This window comes from Bacillus sp. EB106-08-02-XG196 (genome assembly GCF_013396335.1).
GTDB lineage: Bacteria > Bacillota > Bacilli > Bacillales > Cytobacillaceae > Neobacillus.
The window spans coordinates 196,956-223,610 of record NZ_JABWSY010000005.1; the positions used below are offsets into that span (position 1 = coordinate 196,956).

A 26,655-nucleotide genomic window follows, 5' to 3' on the forward strand; every position below is an offset into this window, starting at 1 on the left:
ATGATCAGAACAGAAGAAATGCTGCTTAACGTCGGTCCTCAGCATCCTAGTACGCACGGAGTATTCCGGCTTGTCGTCAAAATCGATGGGGAAATCATTACTGAAGCAACCCCTGTCATCGGTTATTTACACCGCGGAACAGAAAAGCTGGCGGAAGACCTGCAATACACCCAGATTATTCCTTACACGGACCGGATGGACTATTTGTCCGCAATGACAAATAACTATGTCATTTGCCATGCCGTTGAAACGATGATGGGGATTCAAATTCCTGAACGTGCCGAATACCTTCGTGTCATGGCGATGGAATTAGGGCGTATCGCGAGCCACCTAGTTGCCTGGGGAACATACATCCTCGACCTAGGGGCGACAAGTCCGTTCATCTATGCGTTCCGTGACCGTGAAATGATTATCAATATGCTTAACGAATTATCAGGTGCACGCTTGACCTTTAATTATATGCGTGTGGGCGGGGTAAAGTGGGATGCTCCAGAAGGCTGGGTCGATGGTGTAAGGGAATTTGTTCCTTATTTGCGCGAACAGCTGAAAGGCTACCATGACCTTGTATCGGGAAATGAAATCTTTTTAGATCGGGTAAAAGGGGTTGGCGTGTATTCAAAAGAAGAAGCCATCAACTATTCACTCAGCGGTCCAAACCTTCGCAGTACCGGCGTGAAATGGGACCTTCGTAAAGATGAGCCATATTCGATTTACGACCGCTTTGATTTTAACATTGTTACAAGGGACGAAGGAGATTGCTTGGCACGCTACCATGTGCGCCTAGATGAAATTGGAGAATCTCTGAAGATCCTTGAGCAGGCCTGCGAACAATTCCCTGCTGAGGGCGAGATTATGGCCAAAGTGCCAAAAATTATCAAAGCACCAAAAGGGGAAGCTTTTGTAAGAATTGAATCTCCACGCGGAGAAATCGGCTGCTATATCTCCAGCGACGGTAAAAAAGAACCGTATCGCTTGAAGTTTAGAAGACCATCATTCTATAATCTGCAAATTCTCCCTAAATTATTAGTAGGCGAAAACATTGCAAACTTGATTGCGATTTTAGGGGCAGTTGACATTGTCCTTGGGGAGGTGGACGGCTAATGGTAGAAGAGTTGCTCCAATCAAGTCCAGGCTTGATAAACTTTGGAATCTTCTTTTTACTCGCAGTTGTCTTACTATTAGTGGTCTTAGGTTTCGTAACCTATGCGATATTAGCAGAGCGAAAGGTTTTAGGTTATATGCAGGCCCGTCACGGCCCAAACCAGCTCGGCGGTAAGTGGGGATTATTGCAAACCGTAGCCGACGTTCTGAAACTCTTATTAAAAGAAGACGTTATTCCAAAGGCAGCCGACAGGCCGTTATTTATCATTGCGCCAATCATTGCCTTTACTCCAGCCTTTATGGTCCTCGCGACCATCCCGTTTACGGACAAATTCCAATTTGCCGATATCGGGGTAGGATTGCTCTATTATATTGCCGTTTCCGGAATGACAATCTTCGGAATGGTTCTCGGCGGCTGGGCGTCCAACAATAAATATGCGCTTCTTGGGGGCATGCGTGCAGGCGCACAAATGATCTCCTACGAAATTCCGCTGGTTATGTCCGTTTTAGGTGTCATTCTCTTAACGGGAAGCTTGAATTTAACGGATATTGTTGTACAGCAGGAGCATGGCTGGTTCATTCTTTATCAGCCAATCGCGTTTATCGTGTTTTTCATTGCGTCGATTGCAGAATTAAACCGGACACCATTTGACCTTCCTGAATCAGAGAACGAACTGGTTGCTGGATACTTTGTTGAGTACTCAGGATTCCGCTGGGCATTCTTTATGCTTACAGAATACGTGTACATGTTTGCGATGTCATCACTAATCACCGTCATCTTCTTAGGCGGCTGGCTGCCACCGCTCGATATCCTAGGATTTATCCCAGGTGCCGTATGGTTTGCACTCAAATTCAGCGTCGTAGTCTTTGTTTACATGTGGTTACGGGCAACAATGCCTCGTTTCCGAATCGACCGATTAATGGAATTCGCGTGGAAAGTGCTATTCCCAGTCGCATTAGCAAACATATTCTTAACAGCGCTAATCAAAACATTATTTTTCTAAGACTATTTGAAAATGCTGTGTTAAAGGATACTGTTGATTTTAGAACCTGTTGATTGGAGCGGAAGGCGCTTGACTCCTCGAAAATGCTATCGCATTTTCTTCGTGCGTGGGCAGATTCGAGGATGTAAATCAAAGTCCTGCGGGATGAACGAGCTGAGTGAGACCCCGCAGGAGCGAAGCTGTGAGGAGGCTCACGGGCGAGCCCGCGGAAAGCATAGCGCCTGGAGCGCAAATCAACAGCCTAGTTTAACACAGGCTTTGAAAAAGGAACCTAATGGGGTGTTCGCGACTAGGTGAGCCCATGAAGAATTTTAATAAACGAATTCAGAAAGCAATTTTTAAAATGAAAAAGGGGTGAAAAACGTGCTTGGATTTACAAAAGGCTTGAAATATACCCTAAAACAGCTAACAAAAGAAAAGGTAACCTATAACTATCCAGATGAGCCGCTTCCGCTGCCCGACCGCTTCCGCGGAATTCAAAAGTTCTATCCGGAAAAGTGTATTGTGTGCAATCAATGCATGAACATTTGCCCGACCGAATGTATTAATTTAACGGGTAAAAAACATCCGGATCCGACGAAAAAAGGGAAAATCATTGATACTTATGATATTAATTTCGAGATTTGTATCCTATGTGACCTCTGTACGGAGGTTTGCCCGACCGAAGCGATTGTGATGACCAATAACTTTGAGTTAGCGTCCTACAGCCGTGATATGTTATTTAAAAACCTAGAATGGTTAGATGAGAACGACGAAAACGTACGGCAGGTGAATAAACCATGACAATTACAGGCGAGTTTATCGCATTTATGGGCCTCGCCCTTGTCGCCATCATTGGCGGTGTTCTGTTATTGAACCTTACCAAAGTCGTGCATATGGTCGTTGCCCTCATTTTTACGTTCGTCAGCATTGCCGGTATTTACGTGCTGCTGTCAGCTGAATTTGTCGCTGCGGTTCAAATCCTGATTTATTCCGGTGCGATCACGATTATCATGCTATTTGGGATTATGTTAACAAAGCATGATGATGAAGGGGAAACAACCACAGGCAAAGGAAGAAAGGTTCTATTATTTCTAGGTGTAATCGGATTTGCAGTGGCTGTCTACATTGGAATCTATGATTTCAACGTAGTACAGGTACCAACGGACTTACACGTAGACAATACGATGAAAATTGGGGAAGCCCTTTACTCTAAATGGGTAATCCCGTTTGAATTAACCTCTGTTTTACTATTAGTCGCACTTGTCGGAGCGATTGTTCTGGCGAAGAAAGACGAGAAGGAGGGTGACAAGGAATGAGTTCAGTTCCTGCTTCAGCCTTCCTGGCACTCGCACTGATTTTATTCTGTATCGGCTTATACGGGGCACTGACAAAAAGAAACACCGTCATCGTCCTCATTTCTATCGAACTCATGCTGAATGCCGTCAATATTAACCTGGTAGCCTTCAGCAAATACGGTGTGGCACCGTCCATCACCGGTCAAATCTTCGCCCTGTTCACGATTAGCGTAGCCGCTGCAGAAGCAGCCGTCGGTCTGGCTATTTTGATAGCCCTATACCGCAACCGCAAAACCGTCAACATCGACGATATGGACACAATGAAAAACTAAACTGCGGTGCCTGTCACCGCAGAAAGACACTGTCCGTCTCAGGTGGACAAATTGGTAATAATTGGTGTGTTCCCTCGGCGGAGTTTTTGCCCGGGCGGTGACAGGCACCATTTTTAAAAAGGGGATTGTGATGATGATGGAAAATGCATGGATCATACCGCTTTTCCCGCTACTTTCGTTTTTGATTCTTCTTCTATTTGGTAAGCGGCTGAAGGATGCTAGTGCGTACGTCGGTATTCTTGCAACGCTTGCTGCGCTTGTGTATTCGTTGTTGGTGTTGTTCGAGCGGTTCACGGAACCAACGTTTAAGACTTCAACGGAGTGGCTCAGGATAGGAGATATTTCTTTAACAGCGGGCTTTGAAGTGAATCAATTGAATGCATTAATGCTTGTAATTGTCTCGCTCGTCAGCTTCCTGGTACATACGTATTCAAAGGGATATATGCACGGGGATGAGCGGTTTCCAGTATTCTATGCCTATTTAGGACTCTTTACGTTTGCGATGCTTGGACTTGTTATCTCGCCAAACCTGCTGCAAACTTATATTTTCTGGGAGCTCGTCGGAGTCGGGTCCTTCCTCTTAATCGGATTTTATTTCTACAAAGAAGAAGCGAAGGCTGCGGCAAAAAAGGCGTTCATTATGACCCGTATCGGAGACGTGGGTCTCTTGATCGGGATGATTTTATTATTCTGGGAAACAAAAAGCTTTGAATACAGTGAGATTTTCGAGGCTGTTGAGGCTGGTGCTGTATCCACTACCATGATTACTCTTACGGCGATCTTAATCTTCATCGGTGCTGTTGGTAAATCAGGTCAGTTCCCGCTTCACACATGGCTGCCGGACGCAATGGAAGGTCCGACACCTGTTTCCGCCTTAATCCATGCGGCGACAATGGTTGCTGCCGGAGTTTACTTAGTTGCGGCACTGTTTCCACTGTTCGCAGCGAGTGAAACAGCTCTATTAACCATTGCGATTATCGGTGCGTTTACGGCGATTTTTGCCGCGAGCATCGGTCTTGTACAAACCGATATTAAACGTGTTCTAGCCTATTCAACCGTCAGCCAGCTTGGTTACATGATGCTAGCCTTAGGATCTGCCGGCTATGTTGCGGGTGTATTCCACTTAATGACACATGCTTTCTTTAAAGCTTTGCTATTCTTAGCAGCCGGAAGCGTCATTCATGCGGTACACACACAGAACATTGAAGAAATGGGCGGTCTTTGGAAAAAGCTAAAGCTTACTGCACCATTATTCTTAATCGGAACACTCGCGATCAGCGGTGTACCGTTATTTTCCGGGTTCTTCAGTAAGGACGAGATCCTAATCGCAGCCTGGGAAGGCGGACATCCAGTTCTGTTCTTACTAGCACTTGCAGCGGCATTCATGACCGCATTCTACATGTTCCGCTTGTTCTTCATGGTTTTTACAGGAGAAGCGCGAACACAAATGAAAAATGTTCACGAATCACCATCGATGATGACCTTCCCAATGATCGTTCTTGGGGTCTTGGCAATTATTGCTGGTTACGTGCAGACACCATTCAATCACAATCTTGGTGATTGGCTCGTTGCTGGTAATGAAGCATTAGGCCATAGTCATATCGAAGGTCCAATTTGGATTATGATTGCAGCAACCGTTGTTTCGTTAGCAGGTATTTACCTTGCTTACCTGATTTACTACAAGCGTTCAATCGCACGCAACTGGCTTTCGGGCAGCGGCGATACGCTGCACACCATTCTTACGAACAAATATTACATTGACGAATTCTATCAAATGTCAGTGGTTGCCATTACAAAAGGAATTAGCTACTTCTTACGCTTCATCGATGTCTTCTTAGTTGAAGGAATCATGAAGGGTGTCGCAGGGATTGTTCATGGCCTTGGAGCAGCAGGTTCGAAGCTGCAAACAGGTCAAACACAAACCTATGTTACAGTAGCATTCGTTGGCATGGCACTGCTTGCGGTCATCTTTGTATTAACAGGGGGGTACTTATAAATGGATCTTTCTTTCGTTCTATCACTATTAGTATTCTCCCCGTTACTCGGAATTATTGTTTTAGCCTTCATGCCTAAAACTGAAGAAAAAACCATTAAAATTGTCGGCTTTCTAGCGACACTGCCTGCATTAGGAATTGCAGCCGGACTGTATCTTCATTACCTTTGGGGCAAGGATTTAAGTGACTTTAATGTTGTCAAGGAATGGATTACTTTCGGCGGTCTTCAGGGTGCTGAAGCAGGTTTCTGGAAGGTTAACTATGAACTTGGTGTCAGCGGCTTTTCTATGCTGCTAGTACTCCTAACGGCTGTAGTCGCAACACTCGCAGCGATTGCCTCCATTTATATTAAAAAAGAATGGAAAGGCTACTTCATGCTGTTCCTGCTGTTAGAAATCGGAATGCTAGGGGTATTTACAGCAGAAAACTTAGTTCTATTTTTCTTATTCTTTGAGATTACCTTAATCCCAACCTTCTTCTTAATTGGAAAATGGGGTTATTTTGAAAAAGAAAAAGCAGCCTACAGCTTCCTAATCTATAACGGTTTAGGCTCAGCTGTTCTGTTAATCGTGATTATGATTCTGTTTGCGAAAACAGGAACAACCAATATTGAAATGTTAACGCAGCTTATGAATGACCCGAACGTTCCATTATCGGGCGATTTAAAACTAGGATTATTGATTGCACTGCTTATCGCTTTCGGCGTTAAGCTGCCAATATTCCCGTTACACAGCTGGATGCTTCGCGTTCACGTGCAGGCACCGCCTTCAATCGTTATGATTCACTCTGGTATTCTATTGAAAATCGGTGCGTACGGCTTAATTCGCTTCGGAATGGGAATTTTCCCGGAGCAGTTTGAAACGTTAGCAGTACTCTTAGCCATCCTTGGAGTAGTAAACCTTCTTTACGGAGCGTTCCTAGCGTTCATTCAAACAGATTTTAAAATGGTTTTGGCTTACTCTTCGATCTCACACATGGGAATCGTGCTAATCGGGTTAGCGGCGATGAATGAAGCGGGCGTTCAAGGTGCCATTTTCCAAGTGGTATCACATGGTTTAATCTCAGCACTATTGTTCTTCTTAGTTGGTGCCTTCTATGAGCGCACAGATACATCATTGATGGAAAACCTTGGCGGGATGGCAAAGGGAATGCCAATCGCTTCAGGCTTCCTGCTTGCTGGCGCATTGGCGTCACTCGGTCTACCGGGTATGTCTGGATTCGTAAGTGAATTTATGGCGTTCTTAGGGCTATTTGAAGAAATGCCATGGATCGCTGCAGTTGGAACGATCGGGATTATCATGACTGCCGTTTATTTATTACGTGCCGTTCTCGGCATTACGTACGGCCAAGCACACCGTGAATTTACAGGACTCGTCGACCTCAAAGGCGTCGAATTCGTTCCGGTTCTCGTGCTCATTGGCTTAATTGTCTTAATCGGAGTAATACCAAGCGTTCTAAGCTCACCGCTTCAAGCCACACTTGAAACGATTATGCTAGGGTTAGGAGGGTGATGAAGGATGAGTCTTGAAGATTTAACATCATTTAATTGGGGCATCATGACACCAGAGTTCATCATCGTTGGTGTTGCAGCGCTTATCACAGTACTAGATTTATTTATGCCAAAAAAACAAGACCGTCGAATCCTTGGCTGGATCGGGATTGCCGCGATTTTCGCAGCGATGGTATCCCTAGCCGGACTACTTGGGGCCGCGCCGGAATCGATTTTAGAGGATACCTTCCGTCTTGATTCTTTTGGAAAAGCATTCAAATTCCTGCTGCTGGCAGGAGGAGCGCTAGTATTATTTTTAGCTGTCTCCTATAAGGCTGATCAAGGATTAGAAGAATACCGCGGTGAATTTTATTATTTATTCCTAACCGGATTGCTCGGCGGAATGATTATGACATCCAGCGGTGACTTAATTACTTTATTTATCGGTCTTGAGTTGTTATCAATTTCTTCCTATATTTTAGCGGGTATCCGCAAAAACAATTTACAGTCGAATGAATCTGCGATGAAATACGTCATCAATGGTTCGATTGCCACTGCGATTACCTTGTTCGGGATGAGCTATGTGTACGGATTAACAGGCTCGACGAACCTGTTAGTGATCGCAAGGACACTGCAGGCGTTAGCGGACGCGCAGCATGCTTATTTGCTCGGACTAGCGTTCTTAATGATTTTCGTTGGATTAGGCTTTAAATTGGCGGCTGCTCCGTTTCATATGTGGGCACCAGACGTTTACCAAGGCGCACCAACACCAGTTACTGCATTTTTGAGCGTTGTTTCGAAGACCGCAGGCTTTGTGATTGTGGCTAGGATTATGATTTCCGTGTTTGGTGTGGCGGCTTCAGAAGGACCAGGTTCAATACCAATTCTTTATAATATGCAGGACTACATCGCTGTTATTGCTGCGGCTACGATGATCATCGGAAACGTTGTAGCATTAAAGCAAAGCAATATTAAAAGAATGTTTGCGTACTCTAGTATCGCCCACGCAGGTTATATTCTGGTGGCGTTCACGTCTTTGAGCTCGAACTTCTTTTACACCGTTTGGTTCTATTTATTAGCGTACTTGTTCATGAACCTTGGCGCCTTAGCTGTGATCCAATTAGTGGAGGCAAAAACCGGTTCAACGAAGATTGCTGATTTCGCAGGCTTGTATCGACGTTCACCGGTGTTGGCGGTGGCGATGGGGATCTTGTTAGTCGCTCTGGCTGGCTTCCCAGGAACAGCAGGCTTCATCGGCAAGTTGAACATCTTTATCGGTGCTTTCATGGTTCAGGAACCGCATTATGTACTAGCATCCATTATGATCGCGACAACAGTAGTATCGTATTTCTACTACTTCGGTATCATGACACAAATGTTCTTCCGCCCAGCAGCGGACGACAGCAAGTTTACAAAGATTCCAGTCGGAATCGTGGTTGTTCTAATCGTCACCGTCGCAGCATCTTTACTGTTTGGAATATTCCCAGATATCGCGGTCGACTTCGTAAACGAAAACTTCAACCATTTCGCAGACTTTCTACAATAGACCGGCAGCTTTGGGGGAAGAACCTGGTCTAGCTTGAATAAAGGGGTAACAATAAAATAGCGAAAGAAGAGGCAAAGGGGAGCCTCTTCTTAACAAGAAAAACGGTCCTTTGAAGGGACCGTTTTTTTGTGGCTATTTTTGAATCGGGTCAGGTATTTGTCCTTTTTCCTGCAGCTCATCCTTAGAATCACTATTCTTCATTTCATTGCCAAGCTTCTTCACTTCATCCCAATCCTGTGCCATCGAGCTATTATTTGCTGCCGCTAATGAATTCCTGTCATCCATATGATTCTTCATTCTATTCTTGGTTAAAACTAATATTTTTCCTTCTTTTACAGAGTTTCCATAGTATTCGGCTTCATCGTCAGGAATTCCCATTCCAATCAGTGCTCCCGTTAAGCCGCCTAAACCTGCGCCTGCTATGGTTCCAATTATACTTGATGCAATGGGACCTGCGGCGATGATGGGGCCAACTCCTGGGATTGCCAGAGCACCTACTCCAACTAATAAACCTGTTATCCCGCCGAGTGTTCCACCTGTTAAGGCACCTGTAGAAGCCTTTTCTTCCACTACCGTACCAGTTTCGTCTGCAATATGATTCCCATTTTTGAGGTCTTTACCAATGACACAGATATCCTGCTTGTCGTATCCTTGTTTGACAAGCTCCTCAATCGCAATAATCGCTTCCTGTTCTGTTTCATAAACACCTGCAACATTCTTTTCAACCTTGTCCATTTCAATTCCTCCTCTTTTTTTCGTTTCGAAAGATTCATAGTTTGATAACTAGTAAAGTAGTTTTACCTAAGGACTATCTTGATAATTTATCCTTTACTTTCCCAATGCCTTCTTGTAATTTACCTTTAGCTTGATCAACTTTACCCTCGGATTCTGTTGAACGATCATCAGTCAGTTTACCCCATTGCTCCTTTGCCTTTCCTTTAACGGTATCTACATATCCATTCACTTTATCTTTGTTCATTTTGTTTCAGCCTCCTTGTATTTACTGTGCCTAGTTCTTCTGCCATGAGTTATTGGTTAACACCGTCACTAACACCGTTATCGTCAATTTTCTTCTCTAAATTTTTTTGTGCCTGTTTTAATTCTGTTTCTACCTTATTGACGGTATCCGCTGCTTTTTTCTTTGTATCATGATCTACCGCATCATTCTGTTGTCCATCACTGACCCCATTATCTTGGTCAACTCCATCGCCGCAACCCGTTAAACCGGCAAAGGTAAGAGAAACAGCCAATCCACTAACTAGTAAACTTTTCTTCATAGCCTTTTTAGCTCCCTTCGTCGTGTTTTGTTCTGCCCTTTTTATATTCCCAACAAGAATAATCTGAAACATTTTTTTGGAGAAATTGCTCACCAAATCGCCTTCTTTCTATCTAAGAGTATTTTTAAAAAAATTAAAGCTAACTAGATTTATAGATATTTTTTGTTTAGGTCACTTACTAAAAGGGTAAATGCATACTAGGACAAAAAAAGATGAAAAGGAGATGGTAGAATGAATGTAAACGAAATGATGACAGGATGGACCTCGTACTTTTATCAGCTTCCCACCCTATTATTTGCCCTTCTAATCTTATTGGCGGGCTGGTTGATTGCCAAAAGTATTGGTAAAAGTGTGGAGGCCCTTTTAAAGAGGACAAGATTTGATGATAAGCTGTTTGCAAACATTGGATCAAAGAAATATTCTTCAGAAATTATTATAGGAAAAATTGTTTATTATATCTTATTGGTAGTGGTGTGGATCATCTTTTTCAATATGCTTAACTTAAGCTTTATTGCGACGCCGCTTGTAGAAATGTTGACGCTGATTACAGCAGCGATTCCAAACTTTTTGAAAGCTGCCCTGATCTTACTATTTGCTTGGGGTGCTGCCTCGCTAATTCGGATGCTTTTTAAAAAGGGAGCCTCTCTGGTTCATCTAGAACGCCGCTTAGTACAATGGAAAATGGCAATAAGCCAAAGCGAAGCGGTAAACAAGGTAAACAGTATCGCAAAGGCACTTTTCTATTTCGTCTTGTTACTATTCTTGCCTGGAGTATTAGGAGCATTGCAAATTGAAGGTGTTTCAGAACCATTTGCAGATACGCTTTCAACCTTACTAGCCTTCATACCTAAGCTATTTGCCGCGGTCCTTATTGTGTTTGTCGGCTGGCTGATTGCAAAAATAGTCCGAGATATTCTAACCAACTTCTTAAACAGTATTGGTACGGAAAAACTTGGTCAACGTTTAGGAATCGTAAAAGTGTCGGATCGTACAAGTCTTTCTAGTATCATCGGAAATATCGCGTTTATTTTAATCCTAATACCGACCATCATTACAGCCTTAGAAAAACTTGAATTAAAAGGCATTTCGGATCCAGCCATTGGTATGCTTCAAGATGTTGTATCGGTTATTCCGAACATTGCGGTCGCTGTCGTTCTGGTCCTAGTAGGTATTTGGCTTGGAAAATGGGTGGAGAAGGTTGTTTCACAAATGCTTTGGCGTTTAAAGATTGATAATGTTTTTACCCACATGGGTCTAGGTTCACTTAAACCGGAGCAATCCTCCTACACACTCTCTCAAATCATTGGATTGCTGGCCAAAATTGTTGTTATTTTATTATTTACAGTTGAAGCATTACAAATTGTCCAATTGGAGTTCCTTGTCGTACTTGGAACAGGTGTGATTTCGTATCTGCCAATGTTGTTTGCCTCCCTTATTATCCTAGGAATTGGTTTATATCTAGGTAACTTAGTACAGCGTATTTTACAAAATATCCTTAAGAACAGTTACTCTAGAACGCTCGCCGCTGTTGCGAAATACGCCATTTTTACGATAACTATCTTTATGGCATTAGATCAACTAGGTGTAGCGCACTCCATCGTCAATGCTGCCTTTATTCTTCTTTTAGGTGGATTAGCATTAGCTTTTGGACTTGCATTCGGTCTCGGAGGAAAAGATTTTGCTTCTAAGTATCTGCGTAAGCTAGACGATAAAATCGATAATAAAATAATAGAATAAGAGATTCGTTAAAGCTAAACGAAACGATAACAATCCGGATCTACATGATTTCGGATTGTTATTTTTATAAGAAGGGAGGAAGGCTGCTCAATGACCATAATAAATCTACTATTAATTGCCCTATTAATCGGACTAACGGGTTTTTTTGTAGCGATAGAATTTGCGATTGTGAAGGTACGGCCATCTAGAATTGATCAATTGATTGCGGAGGGGAGAAAGGGTGCGGTATCGGCTAGAAAGGTGGTAAATCACTTAGATGAATACCTATCAGCCTGTCAGCTGGGGATAACGGTTACGGCACTCGGACTCGGCTGGCTGGGAGAACCCACTGTGGAAAAATTAATCCATCCTTTGTTTTCGGCATTGAATATCAATGAATACTTCGCACATATTCTATCGTTTATCATTGCCTTTGCCGCCGTTACATTTCTGCATGTAGTAGTGGGGGAGTTAGCTCCTAAAACGGTTGCCATTCATAAAGCCGAGGAGGTAGCACTTCTGTTAGCCGCTCCCATCATAGGGTTTACCAAAGTGATGCGGCCATTTATTTGGGCATTAAACGGTTCTGCCGGGCTCCTGGTCGGATTCTTTGGCTTAAAGCCCAAATCCGAAAAAGAATTAGCTCATTCTGAAGAAGAGCTTCGTTTGCTTTTGTCGGAAAGCTATAAGAGGGGTGAAATCAATCAAAATGAATTAACCTATGTGAACAATATTTTTGAATTTGATGAGCGGGTTGCAAAAGAGATAATGGTCCCGCGGACGGAGATGAGCACGCTATCGATTAACGACAGTATGGATGAGGTGATGGACCAAGTAAGGATGGAGAATTATTCCCGTTATCCGATGATTGACGGTGATAAGGACAAAATCGTTGGTCTCTTAAACGTTAAAGTGTTCCTGACGTCAAAGGTAATTGGGATAAATCATAATGAAGAAATAAGTCTAAGCTCGTTCATAAGGCCTGTAATGAAAGTAATCGAAACCATTCCCATCCATGATTTATTGGTGAGAATGCAGAAGGAACGCAGTCAAATGGCCATCCTTGTCGATGAATACGGTGGTACATCAGGATTAGTGACAGTTGAAGATATCATTGAGGAAATCGTTGGTGAGGTAAGGGATGAATTTGATACCGATGAAGTCGCAAAGATTCAAAAGGTGAAGGAAAACCATTATTTACTGGATGGGAAAATTTTGATTGAGGAGGTTAATACGCTACTCCGTACCAACATAAGTGATGAAAGAATGGATACAATCGGCGGCTGGTTTCTTACCAAAATAGCGGAGGCTGAAGTGACGGCGGATGAAGAAGTCGAAGAAGAAGGCTGTCTGTTTAAGGTCCATGCAGCGGATGGATATCATATTAAGTATTTAGAAGTGAAAAAGATTGGTTAAAATGCTGAGCCAGGCTTCCACCTGGCTTATTTCATGTTGAGAAGGATCACTTTTTTTCTGAAGGATGCAGGAACTTAGCAAGTATCCGCTCAATGCTTTTAAGCTTTAATGTGAAAAACACAACAATGATAGCAGCAGCGGCCATTAAAATCTCAGTTAACACAATCCCCTTTGAAAGAAATTGGCTAATCGAAGAGATAATGACGGCGAGGGAGAAGGCGCCAAAAAGAATCAAAAAGGCGGCCAGTTTCCGGCGGATGGGGTGACCGAGAATAAGCTCAGATTCTCCGGTTGTAAAACCGGTTCCTGTCATCATCGAGATAACCTGAAACCTAGAAACTTCGACTTTCAGCCCTGTCAGGCGAAATAAAACAACAAAAATCTCTATAACAACCAGAATGATAATAAGATAAACCAGCAAAAAAAGTAAACTCATCATTCACCTCCATAAAAAAGTTGGGGTAGTAGTACCCCAACCGGCTGCTCCATTATTGGATTTTCTCATTGTAAAATTGAACGGAATACTGTGCGCCCTCGCTCACCATTTCGTTATCGGCAAAATCTCTTGGGTGCGGGTTACCGCCCTTTTCGATTGGTAGCTGCTCTGATGCAGCATATACATTGGGTTTCACCTTACGCTTCAAGTCTCTTAACACACTTTCAGCTTTAATGCGGTTAGGTTTGTTTGATAGCCATACTGCAGCTGATGCCCCAATTCCTACCGCTACCAGCGAGCTCATACTTACGACTTTACTCATCATAAAACCTCCTTAAGATTTGGACTTGTTCTGTACATACCCGTAACATTTCTCTATGAAACCTTTTTTTACGTTTGGTTAACTCTTTTTAAGGGAATCAAAGGATTGATTGGGAGGGGATACAGTGTGGAGAGAAATATCAATTTTGACCAATGGAAATGGATTCAATTAAATCAGAATGAGCTAAATACAGTATGGGAAAAGGAGACCATGCATTCTGGCTGGTTATCCTCAGTTCGAAAAAAACAAACCAATTGCGTGAAAGTTCAGGGGTTGATAGATGGGGAAAGGGTCGTGAATGGGTCTCTTATTTACAGACAAAATGAAGATAAGGAAGAAGACCGTCAAATTTTTCATTTCTATATAACGTCTAGTACCTTATTTACGATTGATTTAGAGTTTACCTCTTTTAAACAACTGTCCCCAGAAGTGATGCTGCGGCAGCTTAATAAAACGGAGAATGCAGTAGATGGCTTTTTATTTTTGCTAGGCGAGCTGGTAAATGACTTGCTGGGTGAGATTGACCAGTTCGAAGAGTCGCTCCATAAGCTGATGTGGGGTGTGAAAAAGAGGAATGATAGGAGGATTTTAGAACATGTTTTTTGTCAGAGGCATGAACTGTTGGTTTGTAAAAATTTGTTGATACCCTTCCAGGAGCTGAAAATGGCGATAGAGGAAACCGATTTTCCAAACGTCAACAAAGGAGAGGTTTTTATCCGGACGTGCAAACGGATCGACCGGGCAATGGTGCTGCTGCGGGAGTATGAGCAGGAGTTAGACTCGATGATTCATTTAGAAGAGGTCATATCTTCCCATCGGGGAAATGAAATTATGAAAACCTTAACGGTCCTGACGATCATTTTTACCCCGATTATGGCTTTAGGGGCGCTATGGGGAATGAATTTTAAACATATGCCAGAGCTTGAGTGGAGGTATGGGTACCTTGTTTCTATTATTTCAATTGTCTTGTTGACAGCGCTGCTCTATGGATATTTAAAAACAAAGGGCTGGACTGGTGATCTATTAAAAGGGAAAAAGAAAGGTTCATTTTTTCATTAAAAAAGGTTTGAACCTCGACGTATCGGGTATAACACTATCAAGGTTAGAAACTAGCTAACCTAATCAAAACGATAGAGTAGAAAGAGGGTGGTTGAAGTATGTGGTTGCATGTTCGGTAAAACCAGCAGGAATGAAAAACGGCAATCTGAAAAAATAAAAGGAGGAAACAATCATGGTTAAAAATTATGTTGACAACAAGGATATGGAACGCAAGGATGAAGATGAAATTAAGGACCGTTATGAAAAAGGAAGAACGGGATATAACGATGGTGAAGATCCTTCGATGAAGCAAGAATTCCCTGGCGATGAGATTGTGGAGGATTTACGAGAGCTTTCACGCCAGAGCGGTCAAAAAGATGACGGTCCCACTTATCTAAGTGGTGAAAATGTCCAACAAGAGAATGACAGGCTGAGATATGGTGATTCGATTTCCAAGAATGGTGATAAACAATTTCAAGATCCCCCATCGAAATCGCAGAATAAAAGTAACGATTAAAATAGTAACCGATCCTTAATCTGCCATACACTGCCTTTACTATATAAGAGGCTTGCACAAATAGGTGCAAGCCTTTTTCTTACATCCAAATCACTACTATTTCACTAGGAGTTTGTGTCTATTCGTAACTCTTCCTTATTCTGGTATAATGCTAGAAAAATATTTTTTTAAAAAATAGGTTTAGCATTTTACGATAAAGGGTATGTAAACAGTAAATATTTTCAGAGGTGATGACATGAAGGTAAATATAGAACAACATCAGAATGAAAAGGAAATACTTGTGAGTGTTACCGGAGAAATTGATGCGTATACAGCGCCGAAGCTTCGGGAGGAGTTACTGCCTCTTGCGGAGGGGAAAAATAAAATCATTACGGTGAATCTAAAGGATGTCTCCTACATGGATAGTACTGGGCTTGGCGTATTTGTAGGGATGTTCAAGCAGCTGAACAAAAACGAGGGAGAACTTAGGCTGGTTGAGTTATCAGATCGCCTGAAGCGTCTGTTTAAGATTACTGGTTTAAGCCATATTATGAGTATTTCCGACAATGCAAAGGATGGGGGACGATGAAACACGTGATGGATTATGTTGAAATGAAGATTCCAGCCAAACCGGAGTATGTGGGGGTCATTCGATTAACGATTTCGGGAATAGCCAGCACCATGGGTTATACATATGAGCAAATTGAGGATATAAAGATTGCCGTAAGTGAAGCCTGCACAAACGCGGTGCAGCATGCCTATCCAGAAGAGGAAGGCGGAGAGGTTATTGTCGGCTTCGGCATTTACGAGGATAAGTTAGAAACGATGGTTGCCGATAGTGGTCAAAGCTTTAATTTTATACAGAAAAAAGAAGAACTGGGCCCCTATACAGAGTCAACTACAGTCGATCAACTTTCAGAGGGAGGGTTGGGTTTATATCTGATCGAAACGCTCATGGACGAAGTCCGTGTTTCGAATACGTCCGGAGTAACGGTCTTCATGGTGAAGTATCTAGGCGAGGAGCGTGAAAATCATGACAAAGCCACCTCAGAACGTGAAACGAACTAAGGAAGAAACATATGCGTTGATCCGGGACTTTCAGGAGAACGAGAGTGAAGCCGCCCAAACTCTCTTAGTGGAACAGTACACCAATCTGATTGGGAGTATTGCGAGAAAGTATTCAAAAGGAAGGAATTTGCATGAAGATATCGTGCAGGTAGGGATGATTGGATTGTTATCCAGCATCAGACGGTTTGATCTCAGCACCGGGAATCCATTTGAAGCCTATTTAGTCCCGATGGTAATTGGAGAAATAAAACGATTTTTAAGGGACAAGACGTGGGATGTTCATGTACCGAGGCGGATCAAAGAAACGTGGCCCAAATTGAACGGAGTGGTGGACGAGCTGACCAACCGCTACCAACGATCACCTAAGATACCCGAAATCGCTGAGCATTTAGGGATTTCTGAAGAAGACGTACTAGAAACCATGGAATTAGGAAAAGGGTATCAAACAGCTTCTGTTGACCAAACAATTGAAACCGGTTCCGATGGCAGCGGGGTTACAGCGTTAGATGTGATCGGGTCAGAAGATAAAGGATATGAAAAAATCGACCAGCAGCTACTACTTGAGAGTGTCCTTCATGTATTGAACGACAGGGAGAAGCGGATTATTCAGTCGACGATTATCGAAAACAAAAGCCAACGCGAAGTGGGGGAGCTGTTAGGAATTTCGCAAATGCATGTCTCACGAATGCAAAAAAAGGCGATCGAGAAATTGCGTAAGGCTCTTGCCCGTAACCAGCGTCAGGATTGCTCCATCTAATAAAGTGCCTGACCGTGATTGATCATGAAGGTCAGGCATCATCTTTTGCAAAAGGGGGTTAAGCCCAATGCCAATGAAGATTGTCATCGTCGATGATAATAGTACGAATCTCATGATTGTGGAGAAAATCCTAAGGAAAGCCGGCTATGGTAATTTGCTTAAGCTCTCATCTGCAGGGGAGTTATACCAATATTTACAGCTTGATGCACCTAATCCGAGTGAAGTGCCGGTAGACTTAATTTTAATGGATATGATGATGCCGGAAATTGATGGAATTGAGGCCTGCCGGCACGTTTTGAGCAATGAAAGGTTCTCCGACCTGCCTATTATTTTTGTTACGGCGATGGGAGATTCCAATAAAATGGCTGAGGCAATGGATGCGGGAGCCCTTGATTATGTGTTGAAACCGATTAATAAAGTCGAACTCCTCGCCCGGATTCGTTCCGTCCTGCGGTTAAAGCAAGAAAAAGATTTGCGGAAGGAACGGGACAGAAGAATTCAATATGAACTTGACTTAGCCAGACAAGTGCAGCGAAGTATGCTCAGCAGCCCGCTAAAGGAAAAGGATATCAGCATTTCCTCAGTGTACAGGCCCACTTTTGAGCTAGCTGGGGACTTCTATGCCTGGTATCAGATTAGTCCAAATCAATATGGTGTAATCCTGCTTGATATGATGGGTCACGGGATATCATCCTCGCTTGTCGGGATGTACATCTATTCTGCGTTAAAAGATAGTATTACGGGAATTGTTGATCCGGAAAAAGTCATGTTAGAACTGAACAGGCGAATGAATCAGCTTCATAACCCTGATAGCTTAATGAATTACTATTTTACGGCAATCTACTTTGTCCTCGATACGAAAAAACAGACGATTGAATACGTCAATGCTGGTCATCCTGCGGGAATTGCGATTGTCGATCAGGAAGTGAAGCTGTTAACAGAAGGGTCATGCGCACTCGGTTTTTTTGAGGAGATTGAAGTCAACAAAGGGGTCATTCCATATCATGATTCTGCCCGAATCCTGTTGTTTACGGATGGATTATCAGAATGGCTGGAGGAAAAATATGAGGATGCAAGTGATAAGCTGATTGGGGCTTTGCAGGCGGAGGATATGCAGGATCCTGCTCTGTTGCTTCATCAACTGCAGCCAGGCTGGGAGCTCGTCAATCCGCCAAAAGACGATATGTGTCTCGTCTTGATTTCTACAAATGCCTCCTCATAGAAGGGTGTCAGCGTTTTGGCTGACACCCCGGTTATGTTGGTATGGATTAACCTGCCAGATAAGCTTCAAACATCCATCCATGCTTTTCTAATGAGGTGCGAATGTGAACGAGCATATCAGCAGTCGGCTGATCCTCATTTTCCTCTGCAAGCGAAATCCCTTCTGTGAGCTCGGTGCAAATCATCTCAAAATCATCTGCTAGTATTTGGATCATTTGCTGCGCATCTTCCTCACCAGTTGCTTCTTTTAGTGTGGTAAGTTCCAGGATCTCTGTAAGAGTAGCGACCGGTAACGCCCGTTGCGCCAGCATTCTTTCCGCAATCGTATCAAGATGTAAGGCTGCCTCCTTGTAAAGTTCCTCAAATTTAACGTGCAGGGTGAAGAAGTTTTCTCCCCTTACATACCAGTGGAAATGATGCAGCTTCATGTGAAGAACGGAAAAGTTCGCCACCTGCCTGTTGAGAGTATCAGTTAACGTTTTGTCTTTCGATTTTGTTTTAGTAGTTGTTGCCATAATAATAACCTCCTCCAAATTTGTGGTGTACCTATTACATACCCGGTTTACTAGATTTGAAACTTGTAATTTTTACAAGAGGAGGTTGGTACAAAATTCCCATTGGGTGAGATTACTAGAAACGATATGATAGAAACATCTATTTTTGTACAAAGGGGGAAAGCGGAGAATGAAGGGATTACATTTCAACATCCACACGAAAATGATTGCAGGCTATTTATTCATTTTGATTTGCTTAGTGGTCTCCCTGTTGATTGTCATGAATCGGATGTCGGCGATGCAGGAAGAGGTCGATTTCGTCTCACAGCATGATATCGAGGTTCACAATTTGGCAAATCAGATTCAAAAGAATGTTCTAGATATGGAAACGGGCATGCGAGGATATGTGATTACAGGCAATGAGGAGTACCTCGACCCCTACAATACAGCGGCCAGGAACTGGCTTGACAACTTCAATACACTTCATTCCCTGCTGGCGGATAACGGGAACCAGCAGCGGAATTTAGAAGAAATGAAACCGCTCATACAAAGCTGGGTCACGAGTTCTGCCGAATATATAGTGGAACAAAAAAAGGTAAATAACCAATCCGCATTAGATGAGCATTTTAATGAAAACAAAGGTAAAAAAATGACGGATGAACTACGGGCGCATTTTGATTCCTTCCTTGAAAATCAAAAGAACCTTACAAATGAACGTGTTGAGAAATTAAATCAGAACAATAACAATTTAAAAATTGCGTTATATGGCCTTATCATCGTGGTTACTTTGATTACGATTGCCACAGCCGTATTTCTGTCCAATTCGATTGTTAAAACAATTAGGCAGGTGGTGCGGACAATTAAAAGTGTTACGGATTCAAGAGAGACAGAGGTTGACCTTTCGACAAGAATTGAGGTCAGTACTCATGATGAAACACGCGAACTTGCCGAAGCGATGAACGAGCTTCTCAGCAATCTTGAGAAACAGAATTGGGTTCAGAAAAACATCGCGGAAATCTCAACCATGTACCAGGGGATGACGGATTTGACTGAATTGACGCATGCCTTTATCACCAAGCTTGCTCCTATGCTTGATGCGGTTTACGGCGTCGTCTATTTGCGCAGAAATCATGGCAGTGAGGTTCGCTACGTGAAAGAGGCTGGTTATGCCATTGCCGGTGACGAAGGGGCTGCGGCGAGTTTTCGGTTAGGAGAAGGGTTAATTGGTCAAGCAGCCATGGATAAAAGAATCTTCCTGATTGATCAGCTGCCGGAGGAGCATTTTAAAGTCACATCGGGGTTAGGTGATTCTTCTCCTCGAAATCTTTTGGTTGCACCCATTTTAGTGGATGGCAGGGTAGAAGCGGTCGTTGAATTTGCGGCGTTTCACCACTTTATGGCTCATCATTTAACCTTATTGGATCTGCTTCAGGATAAGTTCGGTTCTGCGATTACCAATGTCGCCGGACGGATGGAGGTAGAAAGGCTACTAGGGGAATCACAGGTGTTAACCGAAGAACTTCAGGCGCAGTCAGAGGAACTTCAAGCTCAATCGGAAGAGCTGCAAATGCAGCAGGAACAGCTGCGGATTACCAATGAATATTTAGAAGAACAGAAGCAGTTCGCTGAACAAAGAGCGTTTGACTTGAAAAAAGCGAAGGATGAACTGGAAGACTATTCAAGGAAACTGCAGATGAGCTCGCAGTATAAAACGGACTTTCTCGCGAATATGTCTCATGAGCTGCGCACGCCATTAAACAGTATTTTAATTCTGTCTCAAATGCTGATGGAAAATGACGAGGAAATGGACAGCTCAGAAGTGAAGGAATCCTCTCGGGTTGTCTACACGGCCGGAAGTGACTTGCTGCGGCTGATTGATGATATCCTTGATTTATCAAAAATTGAAGCAGGTAAAATAGAAATTTTAACAGATGAAGTCAACGTGACTGAAATTCCACAAATGATGAAGAGCATGTTTGACCCTGTTGCAGCCAAAAAGAATCTAACCTTCGAGGTGCATACGGCTGCAAATGTACCTTCTGTGATCACGACAGACGGGCAGCGCTTGCAGCAAATTTGGAAGAATCTATTATCCAATGCCTTTAAGTTTACGGAACAGGGTTCTGTAACAGTGAAAATTGAAAGTGCTGGACAGGAAATAGTGGAGGAACTATTGCCTGGTCTGGAAGAGGATGAAATGGTGCTGGCCATCTCTGTGAGTGATACAGGAATCGGTATCGCTAAGGAGAAGCAGCAAATTATCTTCGAAGCATTTCAACAGGTGGATGGTACCACTAACCGCCAATATGGCGGGACTGGTTTAGGGTTATCGATATGCCGTGAATTTACCCGTTTACTTGGCGGTGCGATTACAGTTCAAAGCGAGCCGGAAAAAGGAAGTACGTTTACACTGTACATCCCTGGCAGACTAGAGGCCGCTGAATATGCTCTTCAGCTTGACCAATTGGCACTTGATGAGGTAGCAGTGAGTATTAGTGAAGTGACAGAGGAACAGCAGCCGGTCAGCGATGAGGCAGAAACGGTTGAGCTCGTGGAAGCTGAGGCTTCTGATGACCAGTTATTTAAAGGAAAGAAAGTGCTGTTGGTAGAAGATGATCGTCGGAATGTATTTGCACTAGTCACGGCTCTCGAGAAAAAGGGTGTGAAGGTTCAAGTGGCAGAGAACGGCAAGCGGGCAATTGAATTTTTACAGAAACAAGCAGATTTTGACCTCGTATTTATGGATATCATGATGCCGGTGATGGGGGGCTATGAAGCGATGAAGGTCATCCGGCAGGACTTGGATATGGAAAGACTGCCGATTATTGCGTTGACGGCCAAGGCGATGAAAGGGGAACGTGACAAGTGTATGGAAGCAGGCGCTTCTGATTATATTATGAAACCATTAAATATCAATCAGTTATTCTCCTTAATGCGGGTGTGGCTGACACAGCAGGTGAATGAAGAGTGAATGAAACAAAGAAGGAAGTCGTAACGGACATCAAGCAGCTGGAGCCAAATGAGCTTCAGAAAATAGAAATCAAATTGCTGCTGGAGGGCATGTATCAAATGTATGGCTATGACTTCAGAGGCTATGTCAGAGGCTCGATAGGCAGGAGAATTTTAAACCGGATGAAGGCGGAGAGGCTTCCAACCATTACGGCGTTATTGGAAAAGGTGCTCCACGAACCGGGGGTTTTGGAGCGTCTGTTGAATGATCTTTCCATCCGGATGACCGAAATGTACCGAGATCCTAGTTTCTTTGCTGCCTTTCGTAACGAAGTGGTGCCCTTGCTTCGGGAGCTTCCGGAAATCAGGATATGGCATGCCGGCTGTGCCACAGGTGAGGAGGTTTATTCCATGGCGATCCTTTTGCAGGAGGAGGGTCTTTGGGAGAAAACGAAAATCTATGCAACGGATATGAATGAAAAAGCCCTGATGGCTGCGGGGAAAGGGGCCTTTCCGTTAAAAAAGATGCAGCAATATACGAAAAATTACTTGAAAGCCGGTGGGAAAATGGCGTTTTCCGAGTACTATACCACGGACCATCAGTTTGCTTATTTTTCACCTAGCTTGAACGAGAACCTCACCTTTGCCCAGCACAATTTGGTGAGTGACAGCTCGTTTAATGAATTTCATGTGATTTTATGCCGCAATGTGATGATTTATTTTGATAGCACCCTGCAGCAGCAGGTTCACGGTCTATTTTATGACAGTCTGGCGGACGGCGGATTCATTGGGCTGGGAAGTAAAGAATCGATTCTAGGTATGCCGAAGGGTATGAATTACACAGAATTTAATTCGTGTGAAAAGATTTATCGTAAAAAAGTAGATGTCTGACTCTGAGTCAGGCATTTTTTTTATGTTTGATAGGGTTGTTGAAAGGGTATTTCTTTTTAAAAAGACTGTGGGGGGAACTGGATGAAAATAAGAATCGAGATATTTTTTATCGTGATAATGTTTTACTGCTGCTGGATGGTTCTTTTTACAAGACTCCCCTTTTGGTGCAAAGCATTAGGGGTTAGTGTGTATGCAGCTATCATTATATACAGTGTGGTGGAATTATGGCTTCAGAATCGTTCTGTACCGAGAACTCTTTTATGGACATGCCTGTTAATCTTAGTACCGGCAGCCGGTTATATTTTCTATGTGTATTCAGGGCAATTGCTCTTTAAAGGGGAACTTTTTAAAAGCAAACGTGCCAGTGACCGCGAGTTGTTCGAGGCACTTGGTGAAAAAAAGCTGCCAGTTGATGAGCCGCCTAATCTCAATGGCCAGCAGCGCGGGTTTATCAGTTATCTAAAACGGGTGACCCTAACGGATCAAAGCCAGAATACTAGGACCCATATTTTAAAAAACGGCGAGGCTACTTTTGAGGAGGTGAAGCAGCGGTTGAAGGAAGCGAAGGAGTTTATTCATTTAGAGTATTATATCTTTCGCTATGACCGGCTGGGGCAGGAGTTGATGGATATCTTGAAACATAAAGTACAGGAAGGTGTGGAGGTCAGGCTGATCTACGATGCGTTCGGAAGCTACGCCCTTTCTGAACAAGATAGGAGGAAAATGGCAGACTCCGGGATTCAGCTTCACTCTTTTCTGCCGCTGAAATTCGGATGGTTTACGCAAAAGTTTAATTTCCGCAATCATCGAAAAATCATTGTCATTGATGGGAAAATTGGATTTGTCGGCGGGTTGAATGTGGGAGTGGAATATCTTGGTGAGGATAACAAGATTGGTTTTTGGTGCGATACGCATGTATTGCTGAAAGGAGAAGCGGTCCAGACACTGCATGCTGTTTTTTTATTAGATTGGAAATATGTCTGTGGCGAAAAGCTGTTTGAAGATCCCCGCTATCTCAAGGGTGTGCCGGCTAAGGGGGATGGTCTTGTCCACGTGGTCGCAACTGGACCAGAAACCCGTGACATGGGTGATCATTTATATGCGATGATTACCTGTGCAACAGAATCGATATGGATTGCGACACCGTACTTTATTCCCAATCAGACCATTCTGACAGCATTGCGGGTAGCGGCGAAAAAGGGCATTCAGGTCCGGCTCATGGTGCCTGAGAGTAATGACGGTTTTCTTACCCAATATGCCACTCAATCCTATTTTTCAGAACTTCTTCGTGCCGGAATTGAGCTCTACACCTACCAAAAAGGATTCTTACATAAAAAAGTGATCATTGTCGATGGTGACACCGCCTCGATTGGAACGGCGAATATCGACCTGCGCAGTTTTCATTTAAATTTTGAGGTACATTTGTTTTTAACAGGTACCGACAGCATTGATGACCTTGTTAGTCATTTTGAAGAGGACCTTAAAGAATGCACCCGGGTTAGGCCGGTTGCTTTTTACAAAAGAGGTCTAAGTGTTAAATGGAAGGAATCCTTTGCCCGGCTCTTCTCGGGTGTCCTCTAATTACCTGAGCCAGGCATTAGCATGGCGTTTTCAGCTTCGAGATAGGATGGAGAATTTGTTAGGCAGGTAAACAAAGGAAATAGGCAGATAAAAAGGGTGGCTATGCAGGTAAGCGAATAGAATTCGCAGGTTTGGCAATCATTTTGGCAGGTAGGGGATTTTTTACAAAACAGGTAATAAAAAAATCATAACTAGATCGAGAATCCAAACTAAATTTCGAGTGGAATACCCATATATAGGAAATTTAATTACCTGAGCAAGGCATTAGCATGGCATTTTCAGCAACTAGTTAATGGGGGGAATTAGTTAGGCAGATAAACTAAGGATATCCGCAGGTTAAGGGGAGGACTGTGCAGGTATGCGAGTCAAATCCGCAGATGGAGGATTGATTTGTGCAGGTAAGAGGTTTTTCGATAAAAAGGTAATTAAAATATCACATCTAGATCGAGAACCAAACTTAATTTTGAACGGAATACCCATATATAGGAAATTTAAATACCTGAGCCAGGCTGTAGCCTGGCATTTTCAGCTTCAAGAAAGAATGGAGAATTTGTTAGGAAGATTAACTAAGGAAAAAGGCAGATAAAAAGGGAATCTATGCAGGTAAGCGAATAGAATTCGCAGATGTGGCAATCATTTTGGCAGGTAGAGGATTTTATATAAAACAGGTAATAAAAAAGTCACAACTAGATCGAGAATCCAAACTTAATTTCGAATGAAATATACATATATAGGAAATTTAAATATCTGAGCCAGGTATTAGCCTGAGATTTACAGCTTCGAGTTAGGATGGAGAATTTGTTAGGCAGATAAACAAAGGATATATGCAGGTAGAAAGGAGAATAGGCAGGTAAGCGAGCAAAAATCGCAGGTAGGGAAGTCATAATGGCAGGTAAGAGGATTTTTTATATAAAAAATGAAGACTGCAGCATTTGCAGTCTTCACTTCGTTCTATATTATACGTTTCGTCTAATCATTCGGAGCACAAGGCTTAGGATAAGTACAAAGACAATGGCGCCGAGGAGTGCTGGTAAAATGTAAAAACCTCCTATTACAGGTCCCCATCCCCCTACAAGTGAACCAATCCAGGCCCCGATGAATCCTGCAATGATATTTCCAATGACGCCGCCCGGAACATCACGCCCCAGAATCAGTCCCGCCAACCAGCCGATAATTCCTCCAATTATTAATGACCAAATATATCCCATGAAAATCTCTCCCTTCTGTTTTCAGTGAGTATGGTTAATAAATACCCGAAATTTCAACACCTAAACTTATAAATGGAAAAACTTGTCACGATTTTGTTCCACACGTCCTATTAAGGTGTTCTCATTGTTGTTCATAAGCGTTCCCAGGTAACGCTGGCAAACTTTTAATTCATAAGATAATTGAATAAATCCTTCCCGATCCCGATTATCCAGACACTGATCGATTTTTTGTTTTAACAAACTAATCTTTGTAATTAACTCTGCCCTTTTCTTCATTTCATACCTCCCACTTATTCTTTTTTAAAATAACTAATGGTTAAATACCCTAATATCTGATCACTTAAACTTTTTTAAAAAATAGGTTTCGTTTATTTAAAGAGCGGATATATAACTGGTACAAGCTGACACATCAGCTGGCTATAACGCTTGAGGAGGAATGAAAATGGAAACTTTAAAAATAGTAGAAAATGGAGTTGAAGCTAGAAAGGAAATCGCTCAATTTCAGATGCAGGGATTTACGAAGGACGAAATTTATCTATTCGCTCATGACCATAACCGTGCTGAACATCTTACAGAAGCACTGAATATAAGTGCTATTGGCGTGGGAGAACAGGGGATACTTGAATCAATCGCCAACGTATTTCGCTCCAGGGGGGATGAACTGCGATCGAAGTTAGAGTCATTGGGGTTATCAACTCATGCTTCGGAGCTTTGTGAAGAACAAATGGACCAAGGAAGAGTTATTGTCATCGCTTCTAAAACAGCTTAATCTCAGGATAATAAAAAATAATGAGGTGAAAAATCATGAAGAAGTCTATTCAAAGCGTAGAGAAATTAAAGGGTATGCGTAAACGAGCGAGACCTAAAAAGAGGGAGAGTCACTCGCTCATGCATTATTTTAAAAAACCAATTATTCATAAGGAGATACACGGGGACAGAGTTTACGTTCCGTTAAGAATCAGCAGGATTTGGAATGGAATCTAGATGTCACCTACACCTATTAACTGCCTAAACACTGATGGTGACCACATAACCAGTGTTT

At 42.9% G+C, this 26,655-nt stretch carries 30 protein-coding genes; 22 read left to right on the forward strand and 8 right to left on the reverse strand.

The genetic code is table 11. The features are described 5' to 3' along the window. The 8 genes from MLOOGBEN_RS09785 to nuoN all read left to right on the forward strand — a co-directional run bounded on the left by MLOOGBEN_RS09785 (position 1) and on the right by nuoN (position 8,743). Positions 1-1,101 carry an NADH-quinone oxidoreductase subunit D gene (locus MLOOGBEN_RS09785; protein ID WP_179158071.1) on the forward strand — a complete coding sequence of 367 codons (1,101 nt, stop codon included), beginning with the start codon at positions 1-3 and terminating at the stop codon, positions 1,099-1,101. Next, positions 1,101-2,105 carry an NADH-quinone oxidoreductase subunit NuoH gene (gene nuoH / locus MLOOGBEN_RS09790; protein ID WP_179158072.1) on the forward strand — a complete coding sequence of 335 codons (1,005 nt, stop codon included), beginning with the start codon at positions 1,101-1,103 and terminating at the stop codon, positions 2,103-2,105. The genes MLOOGBEN_RS09785 and nuoH overlap by 1 nt, the downstream gene beginning before the upstream one ends. Positions 2,106-2,468: 363 nt before the next feature. Next, entirely contained in the window at positions 2,469-2,888 is a 420-nt protein-coding gene (nuoI, locus tag MLOOGBEN_RS09795; RefSeq protein ID WP_063255622.1) for an NADH-quinone oxidoreductase subunit NuoI, read from the forward strand. Further along, on the forward strand, positions 2,885-3,403 hold the full coding sequence (locus MLOOGBEN_RS09800) for an NADH-quinone oxidoreductase subunit J (RefSeq protein WP_179158073.1): 519 nt from the start codon (positions 2,885-2,887) through the stop codon (positions 3,401-3,403). Before nuoI ends, MLOOGBEN_RS09800 begins: the two co-directional genes overlap by 4 nt. Further along, entirely contained in the window at positions 3,400-3,714 is a 315-nt protein-coding gene (gene nuoK / locus MLOOGBEN_RS09805; protein ID WP_179158074.1) for an NADH-quinone oxidoreductase subunit NuoK, read from the forward strand. Before MLOOGBEN_RS09800 ends, nuoK begins: the two co-directional genes overlap by 4 nt. A 133-nt stretch (positions 3,715-3,847) precedes the next feature. Beyond that, positions 3,848-5,710, forward strand: coding sequence for an NADH-quinone oxidoreductase subunit L (gene nuoL / locus MLOOGBEN_RS09810; protein WP_179158075.1), 1,863 nt, complete (start codon positions 3,848-3,850; stop codon positions 5,708-5,710). After that, entirely contained in the window at positions 5,711-7,219 is a 1,509-nt protein-coding gene (locus MLOOGBEN_RS09815; protein ID WP_179158076.1) for an NADH-quinone oxidoreductase subunit M, read from the forward strand. A 6-nt stretch (positions 7,220-7,225) separates the two neighbouring features. Further along, positions 7,226-8,743, forward strand: coding sequence for an NADH-quinone oxidoreductase subunit NuoN (nuoN, locus tag MLOOGBEN_RS09820; protein ID WP_179158077.1), 1,518 nt, complete (start codon positions 7,226-7,228; stop codon positions 8,741-8,743). 132 nt (positions 8,744-8,875) lie between these two features. On the opposite strand, the gene MLOOGBEN_RS09825 is transcribed toward nuoN, so the two are convergent. From MLOOGBEN_RS09825 to MLOOGBEN_RS09835, 3 genes are all read right to left on the reverse strand, one after another. Beyond that, the gene (locus MLOOGBEN_RS09825; protein ID WP_179158078.1) at positions 8,876-9,478 is read right to left on the reverse strand and encodes a general stress protein; all 603 of its coding nucleotides are present in this window, start codon (positions 9,476-9,478) and stop codon (positions 8,876-8,878) included. A gap of 73 nt (positions 9,479-9,551) precedes the next feature. Beyond that, entirely contained in the window at positions 9,552-9,722 is a 171-nt protein-coding gene (locus tag MLOOGBEN_RS09830; RefSeq protein ID WP_179158079.1) for a CsbD family protein, read from the reverse strand. Positions 9,723-9,771: 49 nt separating this feature from the next. After that, complete coding sequence (locus tag MLOOGBEN_RS09835; RefSeq protein ID WP_218781123.1) at positions 9,772-10,092, reverse strand: hypothetical protein; 321 nt, start codon at positions 10,090-10,092, stop codon at positions 9,772-9,774. Between the two features lie 159 nt (positions 10,093-10,251). On the opposite strand from MLOOGBEN_RS09835, the gene MLOOGBEN_RS09840 reads away from it, so the two are divergent. Then, positions 10,252-11,757, forward strand: a complete 1,506-nt coding sequence (locus tag MLOOGBEN_RS09840) for a mechanosensitive ion channel (RefSeq protein WP_179158081.1) — start codon at positions 10,252-10,254, stop codon at positions 11,755-11,757. 90 nt (positions 11,758-11,847) lie between these two features. Continuing rightward, positions 11,848-13,152, forward strand: a complete 1,305-nt coding sequence (locus MLOOGBEN_RS09845) for a hemolysin family protein (RefSeq protein ID WP_179158082.1) — start codon at positions 11,848-11,850, stop codon at positions 13,150-13,152. Between the two features lie 46 nt (positions 13,153-13,198). On the opposite strand, the gene MLOOGBEN_RS09850 is transcribed toward MLOOGBEN_RS09845, so the two are convergent. Together MLOOGBEN_RS09850 and MLOOGBEN_RS09855 are read right to left on the reverse strand one after the other, a co-directional pair. Continuing rightward, on the reverse strand, positions 13,199-13,588 hold the full coding sequence (locus MLOOGBEN_RS09850; RefSeq protein ID WP_179158083.1) for a hypothetical protein: 390 nt from the start codon (positions 13,586-13,588) through the stop codon (positions 13,199-13,201). A gap of 52 nt (positions 13,589-13,640) precedes the next feature. Next, positions 13,641-13,910 (reverse strand): hypothetical protein, encoded by a 270-nt coding sequence (locus tag MLOOGBEN_RS09855; RefSeq protein WP_179158084.1) that lies wholly within the window; start codon positions 13,908-13,910, stop codon positions 13,641-13,643. Between the two features lie 126 nt (positions 13,911-14,036). Here MLOOGBEN_RS09855 and MLOOGBEN_RS09860 point away from each other — a divergent pair, with 126 nt between their 5' ends. From MLOOGBEN_RS09860 to MLOOGBEN_RS09885, 6 genes are all read left to right on the forward strand, one after another. Then, positions 14,037-14,969, forward strand: a complete 933-nt coding sequence (locus tag MLOOGBEN_RS09860) for a magnesium transporter CorA family protein (RefSeq protein WP_179158085.1) — start codon at positions 14,037-14,039, stop codon at positions 14,967-14,969. Between the two features lie 172 nt (positions 14,970-15,141). Further along, positions 15,142-15,465 carry a hypothetical protein gene (locus tag MLOOGBEN_RS09865; protein ID WP_179158086.1) on the forward strand — a complete coding sequence of 108 codons (324 nt, stop codon included), beginning with the start codon at positions 15,142-15,144 and terminating at the stop codon, positions 15,463-15,465. A gap of 235 nt (positions 15,466-15,700) precedes the next feature. Beyond that, positions 15,701-16,033, forward strand: coding sequence for an anti-sigma factor antagonist (locus MLOOGBEN_RS09870; protein WP_179158087.1), 333 nt, complete (start codon positions 15,701-15,703; stop codon positions 16,031-16,033). Beyond that, positions 16,030-16,512 carry an anti-sigma B factor RsbW gene (gene rsbW, locus MLOOGBEN_RS09875; protein ID WP_179158088.1) on the forward strand — a complete coding sequence of 161 codons (483 nt, stop codon included), beginning with the start codon at positions 16,030-16,032 and terminating at the stop codon, positions 16,510-16,512. Before MLOOGBEN_RS09870 ends, rsbW begins: the two co-directional genes overlap by 4 nt. Next, positions 16,478-17,269, forward strand: a complete 792-nt coding sequence (gene sigB, locus MLOOGBEN_RS09880) for an RNA polymerase sigma factor SigB (RefSeq protein ID WP_179158089.1) — start codon at positions 16,478-16,480, stop codon at positions 17,267-17,269. Before rsbW ends, sigB begins: the two co-directional genes overlap by 35 nt. Before the next feature lie 73 nt (positions 17,270-17,342). Then, positions 17,343-18,491 (forward strand): PP2C family protein-serine/threonine phosphatase, encoded by a 1,149-nt coding sequence (locus tag MLOOGBEN_RS09885; RefSeq protein ID WP_483296386.1) that lies wholly within the window; start codon positions 17,343-17,345, stop codon positions 18,489-18,491. A 46-nt stretch (positions 18,492-18,537) separates the two neighbouring features. Here MLOOGBEN_RS09885 and MLOOGBEN_RS09890 read toward each other — a convergent pair whose 3' ends face one another. Continuing rightward, positions 18,538-19,005, reverse strand: coding sequence for a Dps family protein (locus MLOOGBEN_RS09890; RefSeq protein WP_179158091.1), 468 nt, complete (start codon positions 19,003-19,005; stop codon positions 18,538-18,540). Positions 19,006-19,174: 169 nt separating this feature from the next. Between MLOOGBEN_RS09890 and MLOOGBEN_RS09895 the strand changes: the two genes are divergently transcribed. The 4 genes from MLOOGBEN_RS09895 to MLOOGBEN_RS09910 all read left to right on the forward strand — a co-directional run bounded on the left by MLOOGBEN_RS09895 (position 19,175) and on the right by MLOOGBEN_RS09910 (position 24,991). Beyond that, on the forward strand, positions 19,175-21,955 hold the full coding sequence (locus MLOOGBEN_RS09895) for a CHASE3 domain-containing protein (RefSeq protein WP_179158092.1): 2,781 nt from the start codon (positions 19,175-19,177) through the stop codon (positions 21,953-21,955). Beyond that, the gene (locus tag MLOOGBEN_RS09900; RefSeq protein WP_179158093.1) at positions 21,952-22,824 is read left to right on the forward strand and encodes a CheR family methyltransferase; all 873 of its coding nucleotides are present in this window, start codon (positions 21,952-21,954) and stop codon (positions 22,822-22,824) included. Before MLOOGBEN_RS09895 ends, MLOOGBEN_RS09900 begins: the two co-directional genes overlap by 4 nt. Positions 22,825-22,905: 81 nt before the next feature. Further along, a complete protein-coding gene (gene cls, locus MLOOGBEN_RS09905; protein ID WP_256989023.1) occupies positions 22,906-24,405 on the forward strand; it encodes a cardiolipin synthase in 1,500 nt (499 codons plus the stop codon). Between the two features lie 358 nt (positions 24,406-24,763). Further along, positions 24,764-24,991 (forward strand): hypothetical protein, encoded by a 228-nt coding sequence (locus tag MLOOGBEN_RS09910; protein WP_179158094.1) that lies wholly within the window; start codon positions 24,764-24,766, stop codon positions 24,989-24,991. A 370-nt stretch (positions 24,992-25,361) separates the two neighbouring features. On the opposite strand, the gene MLOOGBEN_RS09915 is transcribed toward MLOOGBEN_RS09910, so the two are convergent. Next, a complete protein-coding gene (locus MLOOGBEN_RS09915; RefSeq protein WP_179158095.1) occupies positions 25,362-25,613 on the reverse strand; it encodes a GlsB/YeaQ/YmgE family stress response membrane protein in 252 nt (83 codons plus the stop codon). A gap of 66 nt (positions 25,614-25,679) precedes the next feature. Further along, positions 25,680-25,889: an IDEAL domain-containing protein gene (locus MLOOGBEN_RS09920; RefSeq protein ID WP_179158096.1), complete on the reverse strand. Its 210-nt coding sequence runs from the start codon at positions 25,887-25,889 to the stop codon at positions 25,680-25,682. A 166-nt stretch (positions 25,890-26,055) separates the two neighbouring features. Between MLOOGBEN_RS09920 and MLOOGBEN_RS09925 the strand changes: the two genes are divergently transcribed. Together MLOOGBEN_RS09925 and MLOOGBEN_RS09930 are read left to right on the forward strand one after the other, a co-directional pair. Further along, positions 26,056-26,382, forward strand: coding sequence for a YflT domain-containing protein (locus MLOOGBEN_RS09925; RefSeq protein ID WP_179158097.1), 327 nt, complete (start codon positions 26,056-26,058; stop codon positions 26,380-26,382). A 35-nt stretch (positions 26,383-26,417) separates the two neighbouring features. Then, positions 26,418-26,597, forward strand: a complete 180-nt coding sequence (locus tag MLOOGBEN_RS09930; RefSeq protein ID WP_179158098.1) for a hypothetical protein — start codon at positions 26,418-26,420, stop codon at positions 26,595-26,597. The last annotated feature ends 58 nt before the right edge of the window (positions 26,598-26,655 follow it).